At 69.4% G+C, this 17,154-nt stretch carries 17 protein-coding genes and 3 tRNA genes; 1 reads left to right on the top strand and 19 read right to left on the bottom strand.

What is annotated here, in order from left to right:
• Positions 1 to 48 precede the first annotated feature (48 nt).
• From JOF43_RS17245 to JOF43_RS17195, 11 genes are all read right to left on the bottom strand, one after another.
• Positions 49 to 870 (bottom strand): exodeoxyribonuclease III, encoded by an 822-nt coding sequence (locus JOF43_RS17245; RefSeq protein WP_209904269.1) that lies wholly within the window; start codon positions 868 to 870, stop codon positions 49 to 51.
• A 73-nt stretch (positions 871 to 943) separates the two neighbouring features.
• Positions 944 to 2,314, bottom strand: a complete 1,371-nt coding sequence (locus JOF43_RS17240) for a lipase family protein (RefSeq protein WP_209904268.1) — start codon at positions 2,312 to 2,314, stop codon at positions 944 to 946.
• 151 nt (positions 2,315 to 2,465) lie between these two features.
• The gene (locus JOF43_RS17235) at positions 2,466 to 3,356 is read right to left on the bottom strand and encodes a bifunctional methylenetetrahydrofolate dehydrogenase/methenyltetrahydrofolate cyclohydrolase (protein ID WP_209904266.1); all 891 of its coding nucleotides are present in this window, start codon (positions 3,354 to 3,356) and stop codon (positions 2,466 to 2,468) included.
• 86 nt (positions 3,357 to 3,442) lie between these two features.
• Complete coding sequence (gene glyA, locus JOF43_RS17230) at positions 3,443 to 4,711, bottom strand: serine hydroxymethyltransferase (RefSeq protein ID WP_209904264.1); 1,269 nt, start codon at positions 4,709 to 4,711, stop codon at positions 3,443 to 3,445.
• A 62-nt stretch (positions 4,712 to 4,773) separates the two neighbouring features.
• Positions 4,774 to 5,901 (bottom strand): UDP-N-acetylmuramate dehydrogenase, encoded by a 1,128-nt coding sequence (locus JOF43_RS17225; protein ID WP_209904262.1) that lies wholly within the window; start codon positions 5,899 to 5,901, stop codon positions 4,774 to 4,776.
• Entirely contained in the window at positions 5,898 to 6,374 is a 477-nt protein-coding gene (locus tag JOF43_RS17220) for a MaoC/PaaZ C-terminal domain-containing protein (RefSeq protein ID WP_209904260.1), read from the bottom strand. The genes JOF43_RS17225 and JOF43_RS17220 overlap by 4 nt, the downstream gene beginning before the upstream one ends.
• Positions 6,375 to 6,483: 109 nt before the next feature.
• Positions 6,484 to 6,933 carry an FAS1-like dehydratase domain-containing protein gene (locus JOF43_RS17215; RefSeq protein WP_209904258.1) on the bottom strand — a complete coding sequence of 150 codons (450 nt, stop codon included), beginning with the start codon at positions 6,931 to 6,933 and terminating at the stop codon, positions 6,484 to 6,486.
• A 201-nt stretch (positions 6,934 to 7,134) separates the two neighbouring features.
• On the bottom strand, positions 7,135 to 7,305 hold the full coding sequence (gene rpmG, locus JOF43_RS17210; protein WP_029360274.1) for a 50S ribosomal protein L33: 171 nt from the start codon (positions 7,303 to 7,305) through the stop codon (positions 7,135 to 7,137).
• 96 nt (positions 7,306 to 7,401) lie between these two features.
• A tRNA-Met gene (locus JOF43_RS17205) sits at positions 7,402 to 7,478 on the bottom strand.
• 55 nt (positions 7,479 to 7,533) lie between these two features.
• Positions 7,534 to 7,606, bottom strand: a tRNA-Thr gene (locus JOF43_RS17200).
• Positions 7,607 to 7,691: 85 nt separating this feature from the next.
• A tRNA-Tyr gene (locus JOF43_RS17195) sits at positions 7,692 to 7,773 on the bottom strand.
• A 251-nt stretch (positions 7,774 to 8,024) separates the two neighbouring features.
• On the opposite strand from JOF43_RS17195, the gene JOF43_RS17190 reads away from it, so the two are divergent.
• Positions 8,025 to 8,513 carry a YajQ family cyclic di-GMP-binding protein gene (locus tag JOF43_RS17190; protein ID WP_209904256.1) on the top strand — a complete coding sequence of 163 codons (489 nt, stop codon included), beginning with the start codon at positions 8,025 to 8,027 and terminating at the stop codon, positions 8,511 to 8,513.
• 241 nt (positions 8,514 to 8,754) lie between these two features.
• Here the strand turns inward: JOF43_RS17190 and JOF43_RS17185 are convergent, their stop codons facing one another.
• The 8 genes from JOF43_RS17185 to JOF43_RS17150 form a co-directional block, all read right to left on the bottom strand.
• The gene (locus JOF43_RS17185) at positions 8,755 to 9,024 is read right to left on the bottom strand and encodes a hypothetical protein (protein WP_245354595.1); all 270 of its coding nucleotides are present in this window, start codon (positions 9,022 to 9,024) and stop codon (positions 8,755 to 8,757) included.
• 65 nt (positions 9,025 to 9,089) lie between these two features.
• Positions 9,090 to 9,350, bottom strand: a complete 261-nt coding sequence (locus JOF43_RS17180) for a hypothetical protein (RefSeq protein WP_245354594.1) — start codon at positions 9,348 to 9,350, stop codon at positions 9,090 to 9,092.
• Positions 9,351 to 9,848: 498 nt separating this feature from the next.
• The gene (locus JOF43_RS17175; RefSeq protein ID WP_245354595.1) at positions 9,849 to 10,118 is read right to left on the bottom strand and encodes a hypothetical protein; all 270 of its coding nucleotides are present in this window, start codon (positions 10,116 to 10,118) and stop codon (positions 9,849 to 9,851) included.
• 65 nt (positions 10,119 to 10,183) lie between these two features.
• Positions 10,184 to 10,444 (bottom strand): hypothetical protein, encoded by a 261-nt coding sequence (locus JOF43_RS17170; protein ID WP_245354594.1) that lies wholly within the window; start codon positions 10,442 to 10,444, stop codon positions 10,184 to 10,186.
• Between the two features lie 255 nt (positions 10,445 to 10,699).
• The gene (locus JOF43_RS17165; RefSeq protein ID WP_209904252.1) at positions 10,700 to 11,182 is read right to left on the bottom strand and encodes a hypothetical protein; all 483 of its coding nucleotides are present in this window, start codon (positions 11,180 to 11,182) and stop codon (positions 10,700 to 10,702) included.
• A 118-nt stretch (positions 11,183 to 11,300) separates the two neighbouring features.
• Positions 11,301 to 11,570, bottom strand: coding sequence for a WXG100 family type VII secretion target (locus JOF43_RS17160; protein WP_342592222.1), 270 nt, complete (start codon positions 11,568 to 11,570; stop codon positions 11,301 to 11,303).
• A gap of 212 nt (positions 11,571 to 11,782) precedes the next feature.
• Entirely contained in the window at positions 11,783 to 16,246 is a 4,464-nt protein-coding gene (locus JOF43_RS17155; protein WP_209904250.1) for a type VII secretion EssC family protein, read from the bottom strand.
• 170 nt (positions 16,247 to 16,416) lie between these two features.
• On the bottom strand, positions 16,417 to 17,127 hold the full coding sequence (locus JOF43_RS17150; RefSeq protein ID WP_209904249.1) for an FHA domain-containing protein: 711 nt from the start codon (positions 17,125 to 17,127) through the stop codon (positions 16,417 to 16,419).
• Positions 17,128 to 17,154: the final 27 nt, after the last annotated feature.

The following is a 17,154-nucleotide window of genomic DNA, read 5'->3' as shown; positions in this document are numbered from 1 at the left end:
AACCCGCCTGACGAGGACGACAGTAGCACCGCCCCGGGCGGGCACCGGTCAGGAGTAGGTGATCACCAGCGGTGCGTGATCGGACCAGCGGGTGTCGTAGCTGGGGGCGCGATCGACCTGGGCGGAGGTCGCACGGGCGGCGAGGTCCTCCGTGGCCAGCTGGTAGTCGATCCTCCAGCCCGAGTCGTTGTCGAAGGCCTTGCCGCGCTGGGACCACCAGGTGTACGGACCGGGGCCGTCGCCGTGCACGGCGCGGTGGACGTCGATGAAACCGGCGTCGGTGGTGAGGCGGTCCAGGTAGGCGCGCTCCTCGGGCAGGAACCCGGCGGTCTTCCGGTTGCCCTTCCAGTTCTTGATGTCCCACTCGGTGTGGGCGATGTTGATGTCGCCGGTCAGGACCACGTGGCGGCCGTCGGACCGCAGCTGTTCGAGGTGGACCATCATGGTGTCGAGGAAGGCGTACTTGTCGACCATGGTCTGCGGCTTCTCGGTGTTGCCCGAGTGCATGTAGCAGGAGATCACGGTGAGGTCGTGGCCGTCGCCGAAGGGATCGGCGAGGTCCACCTCGATCCAGCGCCCGGTGTGCGCGTCGTCCTCGAGCCCGGGCAGGCCGTGACGGACGCCCTCGACGTCGGCGTCCTGGCGGGCCGAGCGCACGGCGATCGAGACACCGGCGCGACCTTTGAGCCGGGAGACCTCGCTGGCCGTGGACCAGTCCTCGCCGATCAGACCGGGGACGAGCTCCTCGGGCGCGCGGACTTCCTGCAGCGTGACGACGTCCGCAGGGGTGGAGGCGAGCCAGTCGCCCATGCCCTTGCGAGCGGCGGCACGGATGCCGTTGACGTTGATGGTGGCGAGGGTGAAAGTCATGCCTCGAGTATCCCAGGTCCCTCGGACATGCGGATTCCCCTGGTCGCCGCGCCGTCGGGCGCCAATCCCGGCTTCACCGGATCAGAGGAGTCGGGTTGTGGAATCCCTTGTCCAAGAAGATCTCCGGGAGGGACTTCTGCTCCTCGAAGGTGCCGTCCGCCCGGCTCACGGAGACGTCGACGGTGTCGACGACGTTGTCCTCTCGGAGGTTCTCGCTCATCGAGGGATTGTTCTCCATCGCCTCGATCGCCGCTCGGCTCTCGCCCGTGGCGCTGGTGATGCTGTCGCGGTAGTTCTGCACGTCGTGGTTCTCGGCGGGGTTGCTCGACGGCGCGGGGAGACCGACCTCATGCCGGTTCGGGGGCGTGCCCTCCTCATCATGGGGATCGCCGTCGAGGGTGGGTACGACGTCGCCGATCGGGTGTCCGCCGCGCAGCGGTGCGCCGACGTCCGCGAGCAGCGGCGACAAGGGCGGCTCGTGCACGGGTTCGTGCGCGACGTTGATCGTGCTGGTCGATGAGGGCACATCGGCGAGCTCGACCGGGCTGCCCACACTCACGACGTTGGAGACGTTCCACCCGTCCGCAGCACCGTTCACGGAGGGATCCGCAGCCAGGTTGTTGGCGACGATCCCGCCCTGGGAATGAGCGACGAGGGAGACATCCGCGCCGTGGGGGATCCCCGCTGACTCCATCGCGGCGATGACGGCCTGGGAGGAGTCCGTCTCCTGTCCGCCGAGGGCACCAGGGTTCTGGTTCCAGTCCATCGGATTACCGGTGGCGTCCGATCCGATGATGTTCTCCATCGCCCCGTGGGAGCCCGGGACGTAGACGATGTAGCGGGTCTGCCCGTCGTCGCCGAGGACCTGCTGGACGCGGATGGTCGTCGCATCCTCCTTCTGCGCCTCCCCCACCGCGTCGAGGTTGTCCATCATCTCGGCGATCGACGTCGGGTCCGTGGCATTCTCGGGACGGCTGATGTCATCGGTCGTGATCGGCCCGATGTCATCATGCGGGTCGTCGTGCGATCCCAGAGCCGCGCCGAGGCGGGGCCCGACGCTGTTGAGCAGGCCTCCACCGGCGGTCGAGGAGGTGCCCCCGAAGGCGATCGCCCCGCTGATCGCACCCCCGCCGAACACCGCCCCGCCACCACCGGCGATGAGACCTCCCGCACCGCCGTCGGCCGCCGACGCCTGGTCCTGCTGAGCACGGTGACCGAGCAGATCGGACGACGAGCTGTCGCAGCGGCCTGTCCACTCGGCGAGCTGCCGCATCACGGAGGACGCCTGCTCGCGGAACGCGTCGGCATCCGGACCGACCCAGACCACCGCGGTCGCGGCTCCCGTCAGCTCTGCGCGCAGGGACTCCAGGCGACGAGCTCGCGAGGTCAGCAGGTCCGCGTGCCCGTCGACCTGCTCGGTGTCCATCCCCAGGAACCCGCTCATGAACTCCTCGTCCCTTCTCCCCCACCGGCTGACCCGGTGCGTTCACGGTGCCGGGATCAGGCTAGGAGGAGGTCACCGACCTGGCCATGGGGAGCACTCCCCATGGCCAGGTCCTGCCGAGCCGTGCCAGAGCGGGACGTCAGCGTCGACCTCAGACCTGCCCGGCGGCGCGTTCGGCCGCCTCGACGACGTTCTTCATCAGCAGTGCACGGGTCATGGGACCGACGCCACCGGGGTTGGGGCTGAGCCAGGAAGCGACCTCGGCGACGTCCGGGTCGACGTCGCCGATGAGCTTCGCCCTGCCGCCGGAGGGGTCCTCGCGGCGCGAGACGCCGACATCGAGCACGACGGCACCGTGCCGGACGTCCTCGGGGCGCACCAGGTGAGCACTGCCGGCGGCGGCGACGATCACGTCGGCGCGACGCAGCTGCGCGGGCAGGTCGGCAGTGCCGGTGTGGCACAGGGTGACGGTCGCGTTGTACTCCCGACGGGTCAGCAGGGCGCCGATCGAGCGGCCGACGGTGATGCCGCGCCCGACCACCACGACGTCCTTGCCCCGGAAGTCCAGGCCGTGACGCTCGACCAGCTCGATGACCGCCCGTGGGGTGCACGGCAGCGGGGTGTGGATCGGGGTGTAGGCGTTGAGCACCAGGCGGCCCAGGTTCATCGGATGCAGGCCGTCGGCGTCCTTGGCCGGGTCGATCCGCTCCAGGATCGCATCGGTGTCGATCTGGTCCGGCAGGGGCAGCTGGACGATGTACCCGGTGCAGGCGGGGTCCTCGTTCAGCTCGTCCACGAGGGCCTCGACCTCGGCCTGCGAGGCGTCGGCCGGGAGGTGCTTCTGGATCGAGTGCAGGCCGATCTGCTCGCTGTCGCGGTGCTTGCCGCGCACATAGGCGGCGCTGCCGGGGTCCTCGCCCACCAGGACGGTGGCCAATCCCGGCCGCTCGTGCCCGGTCTCGAGGAGCCGCGTGACGCGACCGGCCAGCTCCTCCTTGATCGCCTTCGCGGTGGCCTTGCCGTCGAGGATCTGTGCCGTCATGGCGCTCCTTGGTCCGTGGGTCCGTGGGGTGGTGGGCGACGACCGACGGAAGGGCCCGGCGGAGAGGTGCGGGCCCTCCCGGGACGTCAGTACTGCTGGAGGTCGGCGTACAACGGCTTCGTCTCGGCGAGGGCCGCCGTGCGGGCGCGCAGGCTCTCCACGTCGGCGCCGCCGGTCAGGGCCAGGGCGATGACGTCGGCGACCTCGGTGAACTCGGCCACGCCGAAGCCACGGGTGGCCAGCGCCGGGGTGCCGATGCGCAGACCGGAGGTGACGCGCGGCGGACGCGGGTCGTTGGGGACCGCGTTGCGGTTGACGGTGATGCCGACCTCATGGAGGCGGTCCTCGGCCTGCTGACCGTCGAGCTCGCTGCCCGTCAGATCCACGAGCACGAGGTGCACATCGGTGCCGCCGGAGAGGACCTTGACGCCTGCCGCCGTGGTGTCCTCCGCCTGGAGCCGGTCGGCGATGATCTTCGCACCCTCGAGGGTGCGGACCTGACGATCCGTGAACTCCTCGGAGGCGGCGACCTTCAGGGCCACGGCCTTGGCGGCGATGACGTGCATGAGCGGGCCGCCCTGCTGGCCCGGGAACACGGCGGAATCGATCTTCTTGGCCCACTCCTGCGTGCACAGGATCATGCCGGAGCGGGGGCCGCCGATGGTCTTGTGGATGGTGGTGGAGACGACGTCCGCGTAGGGGACGGGGCTGGGGTGCAGACCGGCCGCGACCAGACCCGCGAAGTGCGCCATGTCGACCCAGAGGGCAGCGCCGACCTCGTCGGCGATCGCGCGGAAGGCCGGGAAGTCGAGCTGGCGGGAGTAGGCGGACCAGCCGGCGACGATCACCTTGGGCTGCTCGGCCACGGCCTGCTCCCGCACGCGGTCCATGTCGATGTACCCGGTGGCCGGGTCGATCTCGTAGGCGACGATGTCGTAGAGGCGGCCGGAGAAGTTGATCTTCATGCCGTGGGTGAGGTGGCCGCCGTGGGCGAGCGAGAGCCCCATCAGCTTGTCGCCGGGACGGGCGAGGGCGTGCATGACCGCGGCGTTCGCCGTGGCCCCCGAATGGGGCTGGACGTTGGCGTGCTCGGCGCCGAAGAGCTCCTTCGCACGCTGGATCGCGATCTCCTCGGCGACGTCGACCTCTTCGCAGCCGCCGTAGTAGCGGCGACCCGGATAACCCTCGGCGTACTTGTTGGTCAGGACGGAGCCCTGGGCCTGGAGCACGGCGCGGGGGACGAAGTTCTCGCTCGCGATCATCTCGAGCGTGCGCTGCTGGCGGGCGAGCTCACGATCGAGGACACCGGCGATGTCCGGGTCGATGTCGGCGAGGGATCGGTCGAGGTCGTTCACGGGGCCTCCTGCGGTGACGGGCGGGGCGACGGCGGGCGCCGCCCCCACATCCTAGGCCGGGCTCACAGCTCCAGGCCGAGGCGTACGGGTTCCGGGACCAGATGGACCCCGAAGGACTGCTCGACGCGGCTCTGCACGTCGCGCGCGAGGGAGACGAGGTCGTCGCTGGTGGCGCCGCCCCTGTTGGTCAGGGCCAGGGAATGCTTGCTCGAGACCGCGGCCCGCTCCCCCACCGCGTGACCGCGCTCGATGCCGGAATGACTGATCAGCCACGCCGCGCTGGTCTTCACGCGGCCGTCCCCGGCGTCGAATCGCGGCGCGCCCTCGGGCAGGGCGGCGGCCCGCTCGGCCTCCAGGATCGGATTGGTGAAGAACGAGCCCGCGCTCCAGGTGTCGTGGTCGGCCGCATCGAGCACCATGCCCTTGGAGGCGCGGAGGGCGAGCACCGCCTCTCGCACCTGCTGCAGGGGCGCACGCTCACCCACCTCGACGCCGAGGTGGCCGGCGAGCTGCGCGTAGCGGATCGGGGCGGAGAGGCTGCCGAGGGTGTGCTGGAAGGTCACGGAGAGGACCACGTAGCGACCCGTGGCCGAGGGCACCGACCCGGAGTACCGCGTCCGCTTGAAGACGCTGTCGCGGTAGGAGAAGTCGCAGTCGGCGGCGAAGAAGGTCCGCACGGCGCTGCGCTCGCGGTCCCAGGTCCGCACGCGGGTGATGGTCGCGGAGACCTCCTGTCCGTAGGCGCCGACGTTCTGGATCGGGGTCGCCCCGACCGTGCCGGGGATGCCCGAGAGCGCCTCGATGCCGACCATCTCGCGGGCGATCGCGTAGCGCACCGCGCGGTCCCAGCTCACGCCGGCGAAGTACTCGAGGATCGCTCCGCCGCAGGTGGGGTCCAGCGGCGTGAGCTCGGCGGGGTCGACGGGGATGCCGTCGGGCTCACCGGAAGCACCGACCTCGCAGGTGGCGTCCAGCAGGGGCGGATCCTCCGGGTCCCGCAGCAGCACGACGGTGCCCTCGAACGGCTCGTCGGAGGCGATCAGGTTCGAGCCCCCGCCGAGGACGAGCAGCGGCTCGCCGGCCTCGTCGGCGGTGCGGACCGCCTCGATCACCTCGTCGGCGGTGCGGGCCTCGACGAGACGGGAGACGGGGCCGCCGATGCGGAGCGTGGTGAGGTCGGAGAGTTTCATGCCGGCGTGCCGGCGGAGTTGGCGGCGGGCGTGGAGATCGTGGCACGGGCACGGCCGAGGACCTTGGTGCCGTCGACCTCGGCGGTGATGTCCGCGCGCGCGGTCCCGGCCGAGCTGTCGACCGCCCCCACGACGGCGATGACCTCGAGAGTCACGGAGCCGGTCGCGGGCACGGGAATCGGGTTGGTGAACCGCACCGAGTACTCCCGCACGAGCGTCGGGTCGCCGAGGCGCTCCAGCAGACCGGTGATCGCTGTGCCCATGGTGAGCATCCCGTGAGCGATGACGCCGGGCAGCCCGGCCTCGGTCGCGAGGATGTCGTTGTAGTGGATCGGATTGAAGTCGCCGGAGGCCCCGGCATAGCGCACCAGCGAGTCGCGGCTGATCTCGTGGCGGGTGCGGGCGAGCTCCTGGCCGACGCTGAGATCGCTGAGGTCGAGCGGGCCGGGCGGGGTGGCGGGCGTGGCAGTCATCTCTGCTCCTGGGGGTCGGGTCGCCGGGCCGGTCAGCGGCCGCGGCGGGCGCGGGCGGGTCTCGTCGACGGGGGTGCGGTCGCGGGCACGGGTCGGACGGGGGCGCGGGTCAGTCGCCGCGGACGACGATCAGGCTCGTCACGCTCGCGACCTCGGCACCGGCCTCGTCGGTCATGTCGACGCGGGTGGTGACCATCGTGTGGCCGCCGGCGGCGCGGACGGACTCGACGTTCAGCCTGGGGACCAGGCGGTCACCGGCGGCGACGGGCCGGTGCAGGGTGAAGGACTCCTGGCCGTGGACGACGCGGGTGAAGTCGATCCCGGCCTCGGGGTCCTCGATGTACTGGGCTTCGGTGGCCTGGGCGAGGGAGACCAGGAAGGTGGGCGGGGCGATCACGTCGGCGTGACCGGCGGCGCGCGCGGCGTCCGCGTCGGAGTGCAGCGGCGAGCCGGCGCCGGTGGCACGGGCGAACTCGGCGATCTTCGCGGCCGAGACGGTGTGCACGGGGCCGGCCGGGTAGGTGCGGCCTGCGAAGGCGGGGTCAGGGGTGGTCGTCATGAACTCTCCCGAGGGGACTGGGCCGCTGGGCCGACGGTTGCTGTCCTGGCGATGATCTCATCGTCGGTCGCGGGACCAGGGACGCGGAACCCGGGTCGTCCTGCGCGGGACCGGCGGAGAGGGGCGATGACGGGTTCCGGATGCACGAAAGGCCACCCGGGACGTACCCGCGTGGCCTTTGGTGGAATGTGCGCGACCCGGTCAGCGGGTCTCGCGGTGTGCCGTCTGCTTGCCGCAGGTCGGGCAGAACTTGGACAGCTCGAGCCGATCCGGGGTGTTGCGACGGTTCTTCTTGGTGATGTAGTTGCGCGCCTTGCAGTCGACACAAGCCATGGTGATCTTGGGACGCACGTCTGAGCTCTTGCTCGCCACGGTTCGCCTCTTTCGTCCGGGTGGCGCGCCCGGCGGCGCACCTCGTGGGTCCCCGTACTCGGGGGATGTGGAACATGCACTCCGGTAGGACCGGCGTGGTACCGAGGGCGGGGATCGAACCCGCGACCTCACGATTATGAGTCGTGCGCTCTAACCGTCTGAGCTACCCCGGCTTGACCGATGAGAGCGGCCCGATCTCGAAGGAAACCGGGCCGCCGCATCCATCAGAGCCCTGAAAGGGAATCGAACCCTTGACCTTCTCCTTACCATGGAGATGCTCTACCGACTGAGCTATCAGGGCAACCCGGTGAACCTTACCCGCCTCCTTGCCGCGAGGCAATTCGGGGGTGAGCCCCGGTGCTTCGAGTCACAAGGACTCTCCGCCGTGGCAGGTGAGGGATTCGAACCCACGAAGGCAATGCCAGCTGATTTACAGTCAGCTCCCTTTGGCCGCTCGGGTAACCTGCCGTCGTTCGCTCCTGCAGGCATCCGACCGAGGTCGGCATGCCGCCGGAAGCGGACTCGGAACAGCATACCGGGGTGCCGCCGACGGCGCTAACCCAGAGGCCCCCTGTGGCGCATGAAGAAGCTCACAGGGCCTGTTGAGGCGGTCCTCAGGGCCCGCCCGGCAGGCTCGGTGACACAGGGTCCGGACCCGTCGGGCCGGACCACGAGGACGGGTCGCCCGCGAGGGCGACCGCAGGAGGGAAGGACGCACCGTGGCAGATTCATCGTTCGACATCGTCAGCGAGCTCGACCGCCAGGAGATCGACAACGCCGTCAACCAGGCCGTCAAGGAGGTGGGCCAGCGCTACGACTTCCGCGGCACCGGAGCGTCGCTCAACCTCGGCGGCGACGAGATCGTGATGACCGCCAATGCGGAGGAGAGGGTGCTCGCGGTGCTGGACGTGCTGCAGTCCAAGCTCGTCCGTCGCGGGATCTCGCTGAAGGCGCTGGAGGTCGGCGACCCGAAGCAGTCCGGGAAGGAGGTGCGCCTGGTGGCCGGCCTCAAGGAGGGGATCTCGACCGAGGACGCCAAGAAGATCTCCAAGATCATCCGCGATGAGGGCCCGAAGTCGGTCAAGGCGCGCATCCAGGGCGACGAGCTGCGGGTCTCCTCGAAGAGCCGTGACGATCTGCAGTCCGTGATCGCACTGCTGAAGGCGAAGGACCTCGACGTCGCGCTCCAGTACATCAACTTCCGCTGACATCGCCCCGGCCGACGGTGGGTCCGGGGCCGCACCCGGCATCTACCCGCACGCTCCGGCGACCGCCGGCAGGCGCGGCGACCGCACCTGCCGGCAGGCGCGGCGACCGCACCCGGCCCCGCCGACCGGACCCCGAACACCTCGGACACGACCGGCCGGACCGCGACCGACCCGGGCACGGCGAAGGCCCCGTCCCCCACCGAACGGGGGAACGGGGCCTTCAACGCGCCACGTCAAGCGATCACTGCTGATTCGAGGTGGTGTCCTGCTCCTCAGCGTGCTGGTTCATCAGCTCCGAACGACGCTGGAACCCATCGACCAGGTTCGACACCGGACCGGAGACGAACGAGTTCCAGTCATCCTGGTACGAGTCGTAGTCCGGACCGACCCACTCGACCGAGTTCACCGCACTGGTGACATTGTTGATCGCGTCGAGAATCTGCGAGCCGGCATCATTGATCGCAGTCGCGACCTCACGACCCTCATCCGGATTCATACCCTTGAAAGCCATCACATACCCCTTAAAGAAAAAACAGAACTGAAATCAGAGAAAGAGAAGAAAGTTCCCGAGAGAACTCAGGAAGAAGCCTCACGCTGAGCGTTCGCGTTCTGCGACGCACGATCCGAGAACTCCGTCGTCCGCTGCACCAGCTGATCAACCAGCTGACCCAGCTCACTCTCGAACTCATTCACGTACTGATCGCGATCCTCACCAGTCCAATCCAGCTCGGACACACGCGACTGCACCTGCGTGTAGATCTGACGAGCCTGCTCACCAGCCTCGGTGATCTGAGTACCCATCTGCTCGACGGCCTCCGGCGTCATACCCTTCTTCATGGTGTCCTCCATGTCGTGGTTGTCATCATCCCCACCCATCCTCCAGGTGATGACTCAACCTTAGACCGGCCTTCTCGCGGTGACCATGGGGACAACTCCCCATGGTCCTCCCCACCTCGATTTTCAGGTGTTCACGCAGGTCGCTGCCTTTTCTGGCGCGGGGAGCGGCTGTGGACGGCGCAGGACTCCCCTGCCATCCACCTCCGTACGCACCGATCGGACCGGGTCGGCAGGCCCGGTCGACGAGGACAGGCACCAGCGGCGACACGGGCGTGAGCATCGTCGGTAGCGCCCGGGGCTTGCCCGCACGCTCCGGCGACCGCCGGCAGGCGCGGCGACCGCACCTGCCGGCAGGCGCGGCGACCGCACCCGGCCCCGCCGACCGGACCCCGAACACCTCGGACACGACCGGCCGGACCGCGACCGACCCGGGCACGGCGAAGGCCCCGTCCCCCACCGAACGGGGGAACGGGGCCTTCAACGCGCCACGTCAGGCGATCACTGCTGATTCGAGGTGGTGTCCTGCTCCTCAGCGTGCTGGTTCATCAGCTCCGAACGACGCTGGAACCCATCGACCAGGTTCGACACCGGACCGGAGACGAACGAGTTCCAGTCATCCTGGTACGAGTCGTAGTCCGGACCGACCCACTCGACCGAGTTCACCGCACTGGTGACATTGTTGATCGCGTCGAGAATCTGCGAGCCGGCATCATTGATCGCAGTCGCGACCTCACGACCCTCATCCGGATTCATACCCTTGAAAGCCATCACATACCCCTTAAAGAAAAAACAGAACTGAAATCAGAGAAAGAGAAGAAAGTTCCCGAGAGAACTCAGGAAGAAGCCTCACGCTGAGCGTTCGCGTTCTGCGACGCACGATCCGAGAACTCCGTCGTCCGCTGCACCAGCTGATCAACCAGCTGACCCAGCTCACTCTCGAACTCATTCACGTACTGATCGCGATCCTCACCAGTCCAATCCAGCTCGGACACACGCGACTGCACCTGCGTGTAGATCTGACGAGCCTGCTCACCAGCCTCGGTGATCTGAGTACCCATCTGCTCGACGGCCTCCGGCGTCATACCCTTCTTCATGGTGTCCTCCATGTCGTGGTTGTCATCATCCCCACCCATCCTCCAGGTGATGACCCAACCCTAGACGCGGACCTCACGGGGGTCGATGGGGAGAACTCCCCGTGCTGAACTCCCCGTACCGAACTCCCCGTACCGCCGCCCTCTGCCCGTCCCGACCGCCTGCGGACCAGCCCGCCCCGACACGGACGGCCCCGGATCTGCTGAGACAGGTCCGGGGCCGGAGGAGGAAGGCAGGTGCCGCGCGAGGGGGCGTCGTCAGGTCGGGTCGACGCTCACCGAGTCCTGGATGGTGCGGACCACCTCGATCTCGTCCTCGGCCGATTCCGCGCCGCAGCTGCCGACGATCTCCAGCACGTCCATGGCCACGCCACCGCGGTCGAGGACCGTGTACCGGGCGGCCTGCACGACGGTGGGCCGGCCCGGCTGCGTGTAGCCGTACTCGCTGGCGATCCACGTGGTCCCCTCCACGTCGATGTCCCCCGTCCCGAGCTCCTCGAGCTCGGGCAGCGCCGCCTTGCGCTGCTCGAGGCCCTCTTTGGCCGCCTCGAGGGTGAAGTCGGGGCCGAAGCGCTGCACGGTCACGACGACGTTCGCACGGAACTGCCCCTCGATGCGAGGCTGGGCGACGGCCAGCTGCACCCCGGGCACCGTCAACGTCTCCCAGTCGTCCGGGACCTCGACAGAGATCCGAGGCGGACCGGGGAAGTCCGCACTCGGATACGAGATGCTCTTGGCCATGAAAACTCTCCGTTCCTCCCACCGGTGACGGCGACAAAGATATCAGGGACGGTGGAAGCCCGAACGGTTCATCCGTCCGGGCTTCCGTGAGCCGTCGCGAGACCTGCGCGGGGTATTCTCAGTTGGTGGAGGCCGCGTCCTGCTCGGCGGCGTTGCGATCCGCCGACTCCCCCAGCTCGTTGACGGAGTTCATGATCTGCTGCAGGGCGGGAACCATCTCTCCGGACCACTGGCCGCGGAAGCGGTCCGCGTCGGGCCCGGTCCAGTCGACCCCTTCCAGGCCCGAGGTGAGCTCCTGCTCGATCCGGGTGATCTCCTCGGCGGCCTCGCGCAGCTGGCCCGACATGCGCCGGACCTCCTCGACATTCATACCCTTCGTGGCGTTCACGGCTGGGTTCCCCTTCCTGGTGTCTCGCGCCCGCGCCCTGTTCCGGTGCACCGGCCCATCCGTCGTGTTCGACATCCACACTGTAGAGCGAACCGCCGGGACGGACCATGGGGAGGAGTCCCCATGGGGACGACGCTCCCTCCGGGGCCTGACGGTGGCGCCCGTGCATGGCATCCCCGGGGCCCGCACGCCTCGGCGCGGGTGCGGAGACCTCAGCCCGTGATCTGTGCGACCTGCAGTTTCATTGCGCGCCCGCTGTGGATGAGGAATCCGCGACCGGCCGGGAAGTCCGCCCGACGGATCCTCCCCAAGCTCGTCCCCAGCAGCGAATCGCCGTCCATGTCGCTGGGCTGGAGCAGCAGACCGCGCCGGCCGGCCTTGAACGGCTGCGCGAGCACGTAGGCCTGCGACCACGACGCCGACTCGTTCTCGCCGACCACGAACTGTCCTTCCCGGGTGCTCGCCCGGATCAGCTTGTCGAGGTCGTTCTCCACGCCGCTGCCGGTGAAGTCGGCGACGCCGTCGATGAACAGGGCCAGTCGCCCTTCGCCGACCGCGCCGGACTCGATGGTCTGGCGCAGTTGCGCGGCGAGCTCGCGGACGGTCTCGGGATCCGAGCCCTCCACGTCCCACACCGGCAGCCCGGTCAGCGGGGTGCGGCGCGAGGAGAATCGCACCAGGCGCATCGGGGTCTCCATCTTCTTGAGACCGGAGGCGATGGTCAGCAGCGCCGTGGTGCGGCCCGACCCCATCGGGCCGGAGACCATGAACGCGCCGCGGGGCTCGTAGGTGATCTCGGCGAGTGTCTCGTCGGCCAGCCCCAGGGTGGGCCGTCCCTCGACCACGGGGCGCAGCTCCGAGAACTCCACCCGCTCCGGCAGACGCCTGATCTCCGGGGCCTCGGGCACCCCGGCACGGCGCATGGCCTTGGCGAGCTTGGCCACCTCCCGCGACTGGATGGCGACGTTCGCGTCGCCGCCGTGCACGGCCACCTGCATCTCGTGCCCGGCCAGGATCGCGCGCCCCGCCGGCGAGTTGCCGTCCAGCACGTCCTTGGGCTCACCGAAACCGGCGTAGTCGTCGACGTTGGACATGCGGTGGATGAGGCGTCGCTGGATCGAGGAGCCCAGCGAGGTGGGGATCGCGCTGGGACGGTCGCCGGTGACGATCACGTGCACACCGACCTGGCGTCCGTCGGTCGCGATCTGCACGAAGGCCGTGAACCACTTGGTGAGGTTCGAATAGTCGTAGGCCTCGCGGAAGGCTGCCATGCCGTCGACCAGCAGCAGGATGCGCGGGGTCTCCGGCGCGCCGGAGAGCTCGCGGTACTCCGCCACCGATCCGGCACGGACCTTGGCGAACTCCCGGGCGCGGTCGTCGATCAGCTCGCGCAGGGTGCGCAGCAGGCGGATCACCCGCTCCTCGTCGTCGCCGGGGACGATCGAGCCGACGTGCGGGAGGTCCTCGAGCATCGTCAGGCCCGAGGCGCCGAAGTCCAGGCCGTAGACGTGGACGGGGCCGCCGCGCACGGTCGAGGCCGCGGAGATCGCGATGGTGCGCAGCGTGGTCGACTTGCCCGAGCCGCCGGTGCCGTAGACGGCCATGTTCCCGTCGCGGTCCGGGTAGTAGGAGATGGTGGGCTGAGCCTGGTCCTCGGGGACGTCCATGACGCCGAGCAGCAGCTCCTCGTCGGTGCGCCGGGTGGGCAGGCGCGAGAGGTCGTAGGCGTCGGCGAGCTCGGACAGCCACGGCTTGCGCGGGGCGGGGACCCCGGCCTGCTCCGCCGCACCGATGACGGTGTGGACCACGCGGCTGATGTCGTTGGGCCCGGGGTCCTTGACCTCCTTGGTGGGCGGGGCGGGGATGTCCCACTGCTCCCCGGTGCCGAAGTCCTTCTCGACGATGTCGATGCGGGCCCGCTCGGGCTCGTCCGTGGTCCAGCCGCCCGCGTATCCGGTCTGGAACGTCGCGATGCGTCCCGGCCCGGTCTTCGCGGCCGCGCGCCCCGGGATGCCCGGGTCGAAATGGGCGGCCATCTTGTCGCCGAGGATGTCCTTGGAATCCGCCTCGTCGGCCATCCGCAGCGCGATGCGCAGATTGGTGTTCGCGCGCAGGTTGTCCTTGATGACGCCGGCGGGCCGCTGGGTCGCCAGGATCAGGTGCAGCCCCAGGGACCGACCACGGGCGGCGACGTCCACGACGCCGTCGACGAACTCGGGGATCTCCTTGGCCAGCGCCGCGAACTCGTCGACGATGATGATCAGGCTGGGCGGGGCCTCGGGGTCGCCGGTGCGCTCCAGCGAGACCAGGTCCTTGGCCTTCTTCCGGTTCAGCAGGTGCTCGCGGTAGTGCAGCTCGGCGCGCAGCGAGGTCAGGGCGCGGCGCACCAGGTGCTGGGAGAGATCGGTGACCAGACCGACCGCGTGGGGGAGTTCGATCGCGTCGGCGAAGGCCGCGCCGCCCTTGTAGTCGACGAACAGGAAGGTCACCCGGTCGGGGCTGTGGGCCGTGGCCATGCCCATCACCCAGGCCTGGAGGAACTCCGATTTGCCGGCACCAGTGGTGCCGCCCACCAGCGCGTGCGGGCCGTTGGTGCGCAGGTCGAGATGGAAGGAGTCCTGGCCGTTGTGGCCGATCAGGCCGCGCAGGTTCGCATCGTGCTTGCGGCGCTGCGGCTCCGAGCCGTCCCGCGGGGTCAGGGAATTGTTCTCCTTCCACCGCTCGATGATGTAGTTGGGGTCCTCGGCGATCTGCAGACCGCCGAGCTTGAGATAGGAGATCGCGCGGGGCAGGTCCGAGTCGTCGTCGATCGGCACGCCCGCGTCGACCACAGGGGACAGGTGCCGGGCGACGCCGGCGGCCACCTCGACCGAGACCGTCTCGACGGCGACCGGGTAGAACCGCTCCCCCAGGCGCACGTGCCCGGCGCTCGCCCCCTCGACGGCCTCCTCCACGGCGACGTAGGTGCGGCACGCGGCGGGAAGGGCGGCGACGTTGGAGGCGCACCAGATCACGTGCACGCCGACGTCGGGCCCGCGCTCGGCGATGCGCACCAGACGCGCGCGGTCGACGGGGGCGTCGTCCTCGATCACCACCACGAGGTTCGGCGTGACCGGCTCCGGCGGGATCTCCGGCTCCTGGGTGACGTCGGGTGTGATCGGCGTGCGCAGAGCGGGCGGGGCATCGCCGGCTCGCTGCTCGATGAGCTCCTCGATCCGCGCGAGCAGCGAGGTGCAGCGGCCCGGGGTGTCGGCGAGGTGGTCGCCGGGCAGCGGGGAGTGCGGGCTGGAGGTGTGGGGCAGCCACTTCAGCCACTCCCACATGCTGCGGCTGGAGCGCGAGGTGATCCCGGCGATCGCCAGCTCCGCCGGCGAGTGCAGGGAGAACATCTGGGTGACGATGCCGCGGGCCACCCCGTCGGCCTCCTCCCCGCCGCCGGCGACACCGATGTTACCCGCGGAGCGCAGCTCCGCGGCGATCGGCACCCCCGCGATCATCTTGTACTCCTCATGCATGTCATCGAGCATGTCGTAATACTTGGGGATCGCATCGTTCTCCGCAGGCATCTCGATGCCCACCCGGGACTCCGCCACCCCGAGGCCGAGACGCACGGTGGCGAAGGCATTGTGCTCGGGCCGGTGCGTCCACAGCAGGCGCCCCAGCCGGAAGGCCGCATCGACCGTGTCTGCCGCCGACGGCGTCTCGACCAGGCGTACCGCACGCTCGAGATCCTGCGCGGCGGTGACCCGCCGCTTGAGGGAGGCCAGGCCGTCCTCGAAGTTCCGGATCTGCTGCTCGAGCTGCTTCTTCGCCTGGAACTTGCGGTTGAGGTACCCGGCCGTGGCCATCATCGGCATCATGAACACGAACATGAGCGAGAAGGGGCTGCGGGTGATCGAGAACATGAGGCCGCCCATGAGGATCGGGGCGAACAGCATGAAGATCGGGAAGAACTGCGGGGACGGCTCCTTCGGCGGCGTCGGGGACTTCAGCGGCCGGTAGGGGAAGCGGGGCACCACGCGCGGGGACCGGTTGAACTCGACCACCGGGGAGCTCGGCGCCGTGCCGCCCAAGCGGTGCAGGGCGATCACGGAGAAGGTGGTCTGGCCGATCAGGACGGTGTCGGCCGGACCGATCACGGCACGCTGGACCTGCTCCCCGCCGATGACGACACCGTTGGAGGATTCGAGGTCGACGATCTCGATCGAGTCACCGACGTTGATGCGGGCGTGGCGCTTCGAGAGCATCGGATCGGCGATGCGGATGTCGAGATCGCCCTCGCGGCCGACGACGCTCGAGCCGCTGGGCAGCGGGAACTCGCGCCCCGCCTCGGGACCGGAGAGCACCCTCATGAGCGCGACGGCCGCCCCGCGGGACTCGGAGCGCGTGGCGAACTCCTGCGAGGAGCGCGCGATCGAGACCACGCTGCCGGACCGGAGACCGGCCTGGATCAGGTCGATCTCGCGGTCCACCGACCGGACGCCGTTGGCGCCCGGGCCTGCACCCGGGTCCTGGACCTGCAGGGTCAGGCCCGTGGGGGGCTCGACGTCATCGCGCAGCGGATCGGCCAGGTACAGCGCATTGGCCACATCGGCCACTGATGCCGTGGCGTCTGCCGTGACCTCGAGATCCGTCAGCCGGTCCTCGGGCCTGCGCAGCGTGAGCTTGATGCGCATCCGTCGTCCTCCCCCTGGCGGGCTCCTCGCCCGCCGTCGCGTGCCACCCCGTCCGGGCGGCCCGTTGCCTCATTGTCCGTCCAGTCGTCGGTCCTCGACACCGGACTCACGGTTCCTCAGCCGATCTCCATCTGTCCTGATCCATCCTGAGCGATCTCCGTCCTCCGAGATCAGTCGTCGTCCTCCTCCTGGGACTGGTCCAGCAGCGGCAGGTCCTCCGAGCTGACCAGCCGCGAGAAGACCGCGTGCTCGACCAGACGGGCACGGCGGTTGCTGGCCAGCTTGCCGGGGCCGCCGCGCAGCCCCCGCACCCCGAGTCGGTCGAGCTTGTCGCAGACGTTGTCCAGCTTGCGGTTGAACGTCGTCATCGGCCAGCCGAGCCGCTTGGTGGCCTGGGCCGACGTCGGCACCGAGCTCATCCCCGAACCCTCTCGGGTCAGCATCGGCTCGGCGAGGGCGAGGATCAGCAGCTTCTGGCTCGGGGTGAGCTGGACCGAGCCGACCGTGGTCTCCCCCGCCGGGTCGTCGGGGCCGGCCGTGCGGGCGAACTCCGGGGAGTCGGCATGGACGGCGAGATCGTAGGTGGTCGGCCCCGCGGTGAAGACGACCTTGGTCTCGTCGAAGACCAGCGGGATCCGGGCCCCCGGGGCCAGCCAGGCCTGCATGGATCCGGAGCCGTCGGTGATCGTCGCCGACAGCCTCGAGCCGATGTTGGCCAGCCACCACATCGACTCGACCTGGACGATCGTGAGGAAACGACGGTGCAGGAAGGGATTGTCCTCGTCGACGTTGAGATCGGCCTCGCGCCCGATCGTCAGCTCCTCCCCCTCGTCGACACGAAACCACTCACCGCAGAACTCGACCGAAATCGTCGACGCCATCGTCTGCCTTCCCCTCTGTCGTCCCAG

Source organism: Brachybacterium sacelli, assembly GCF_017876545.1.
Taxonomy (GTDB): domain Bacteria; phylum Actinomycetota; class Actinomycetes; order Actinomycetales; family Dermabacteraceae; genus Brachybacterium; species Brachybacterium sacelli.
Note: the sequence above shows the minus strand (reverse complement) of the source record. Positions and strands in the feature narration are given on the sequence as shown.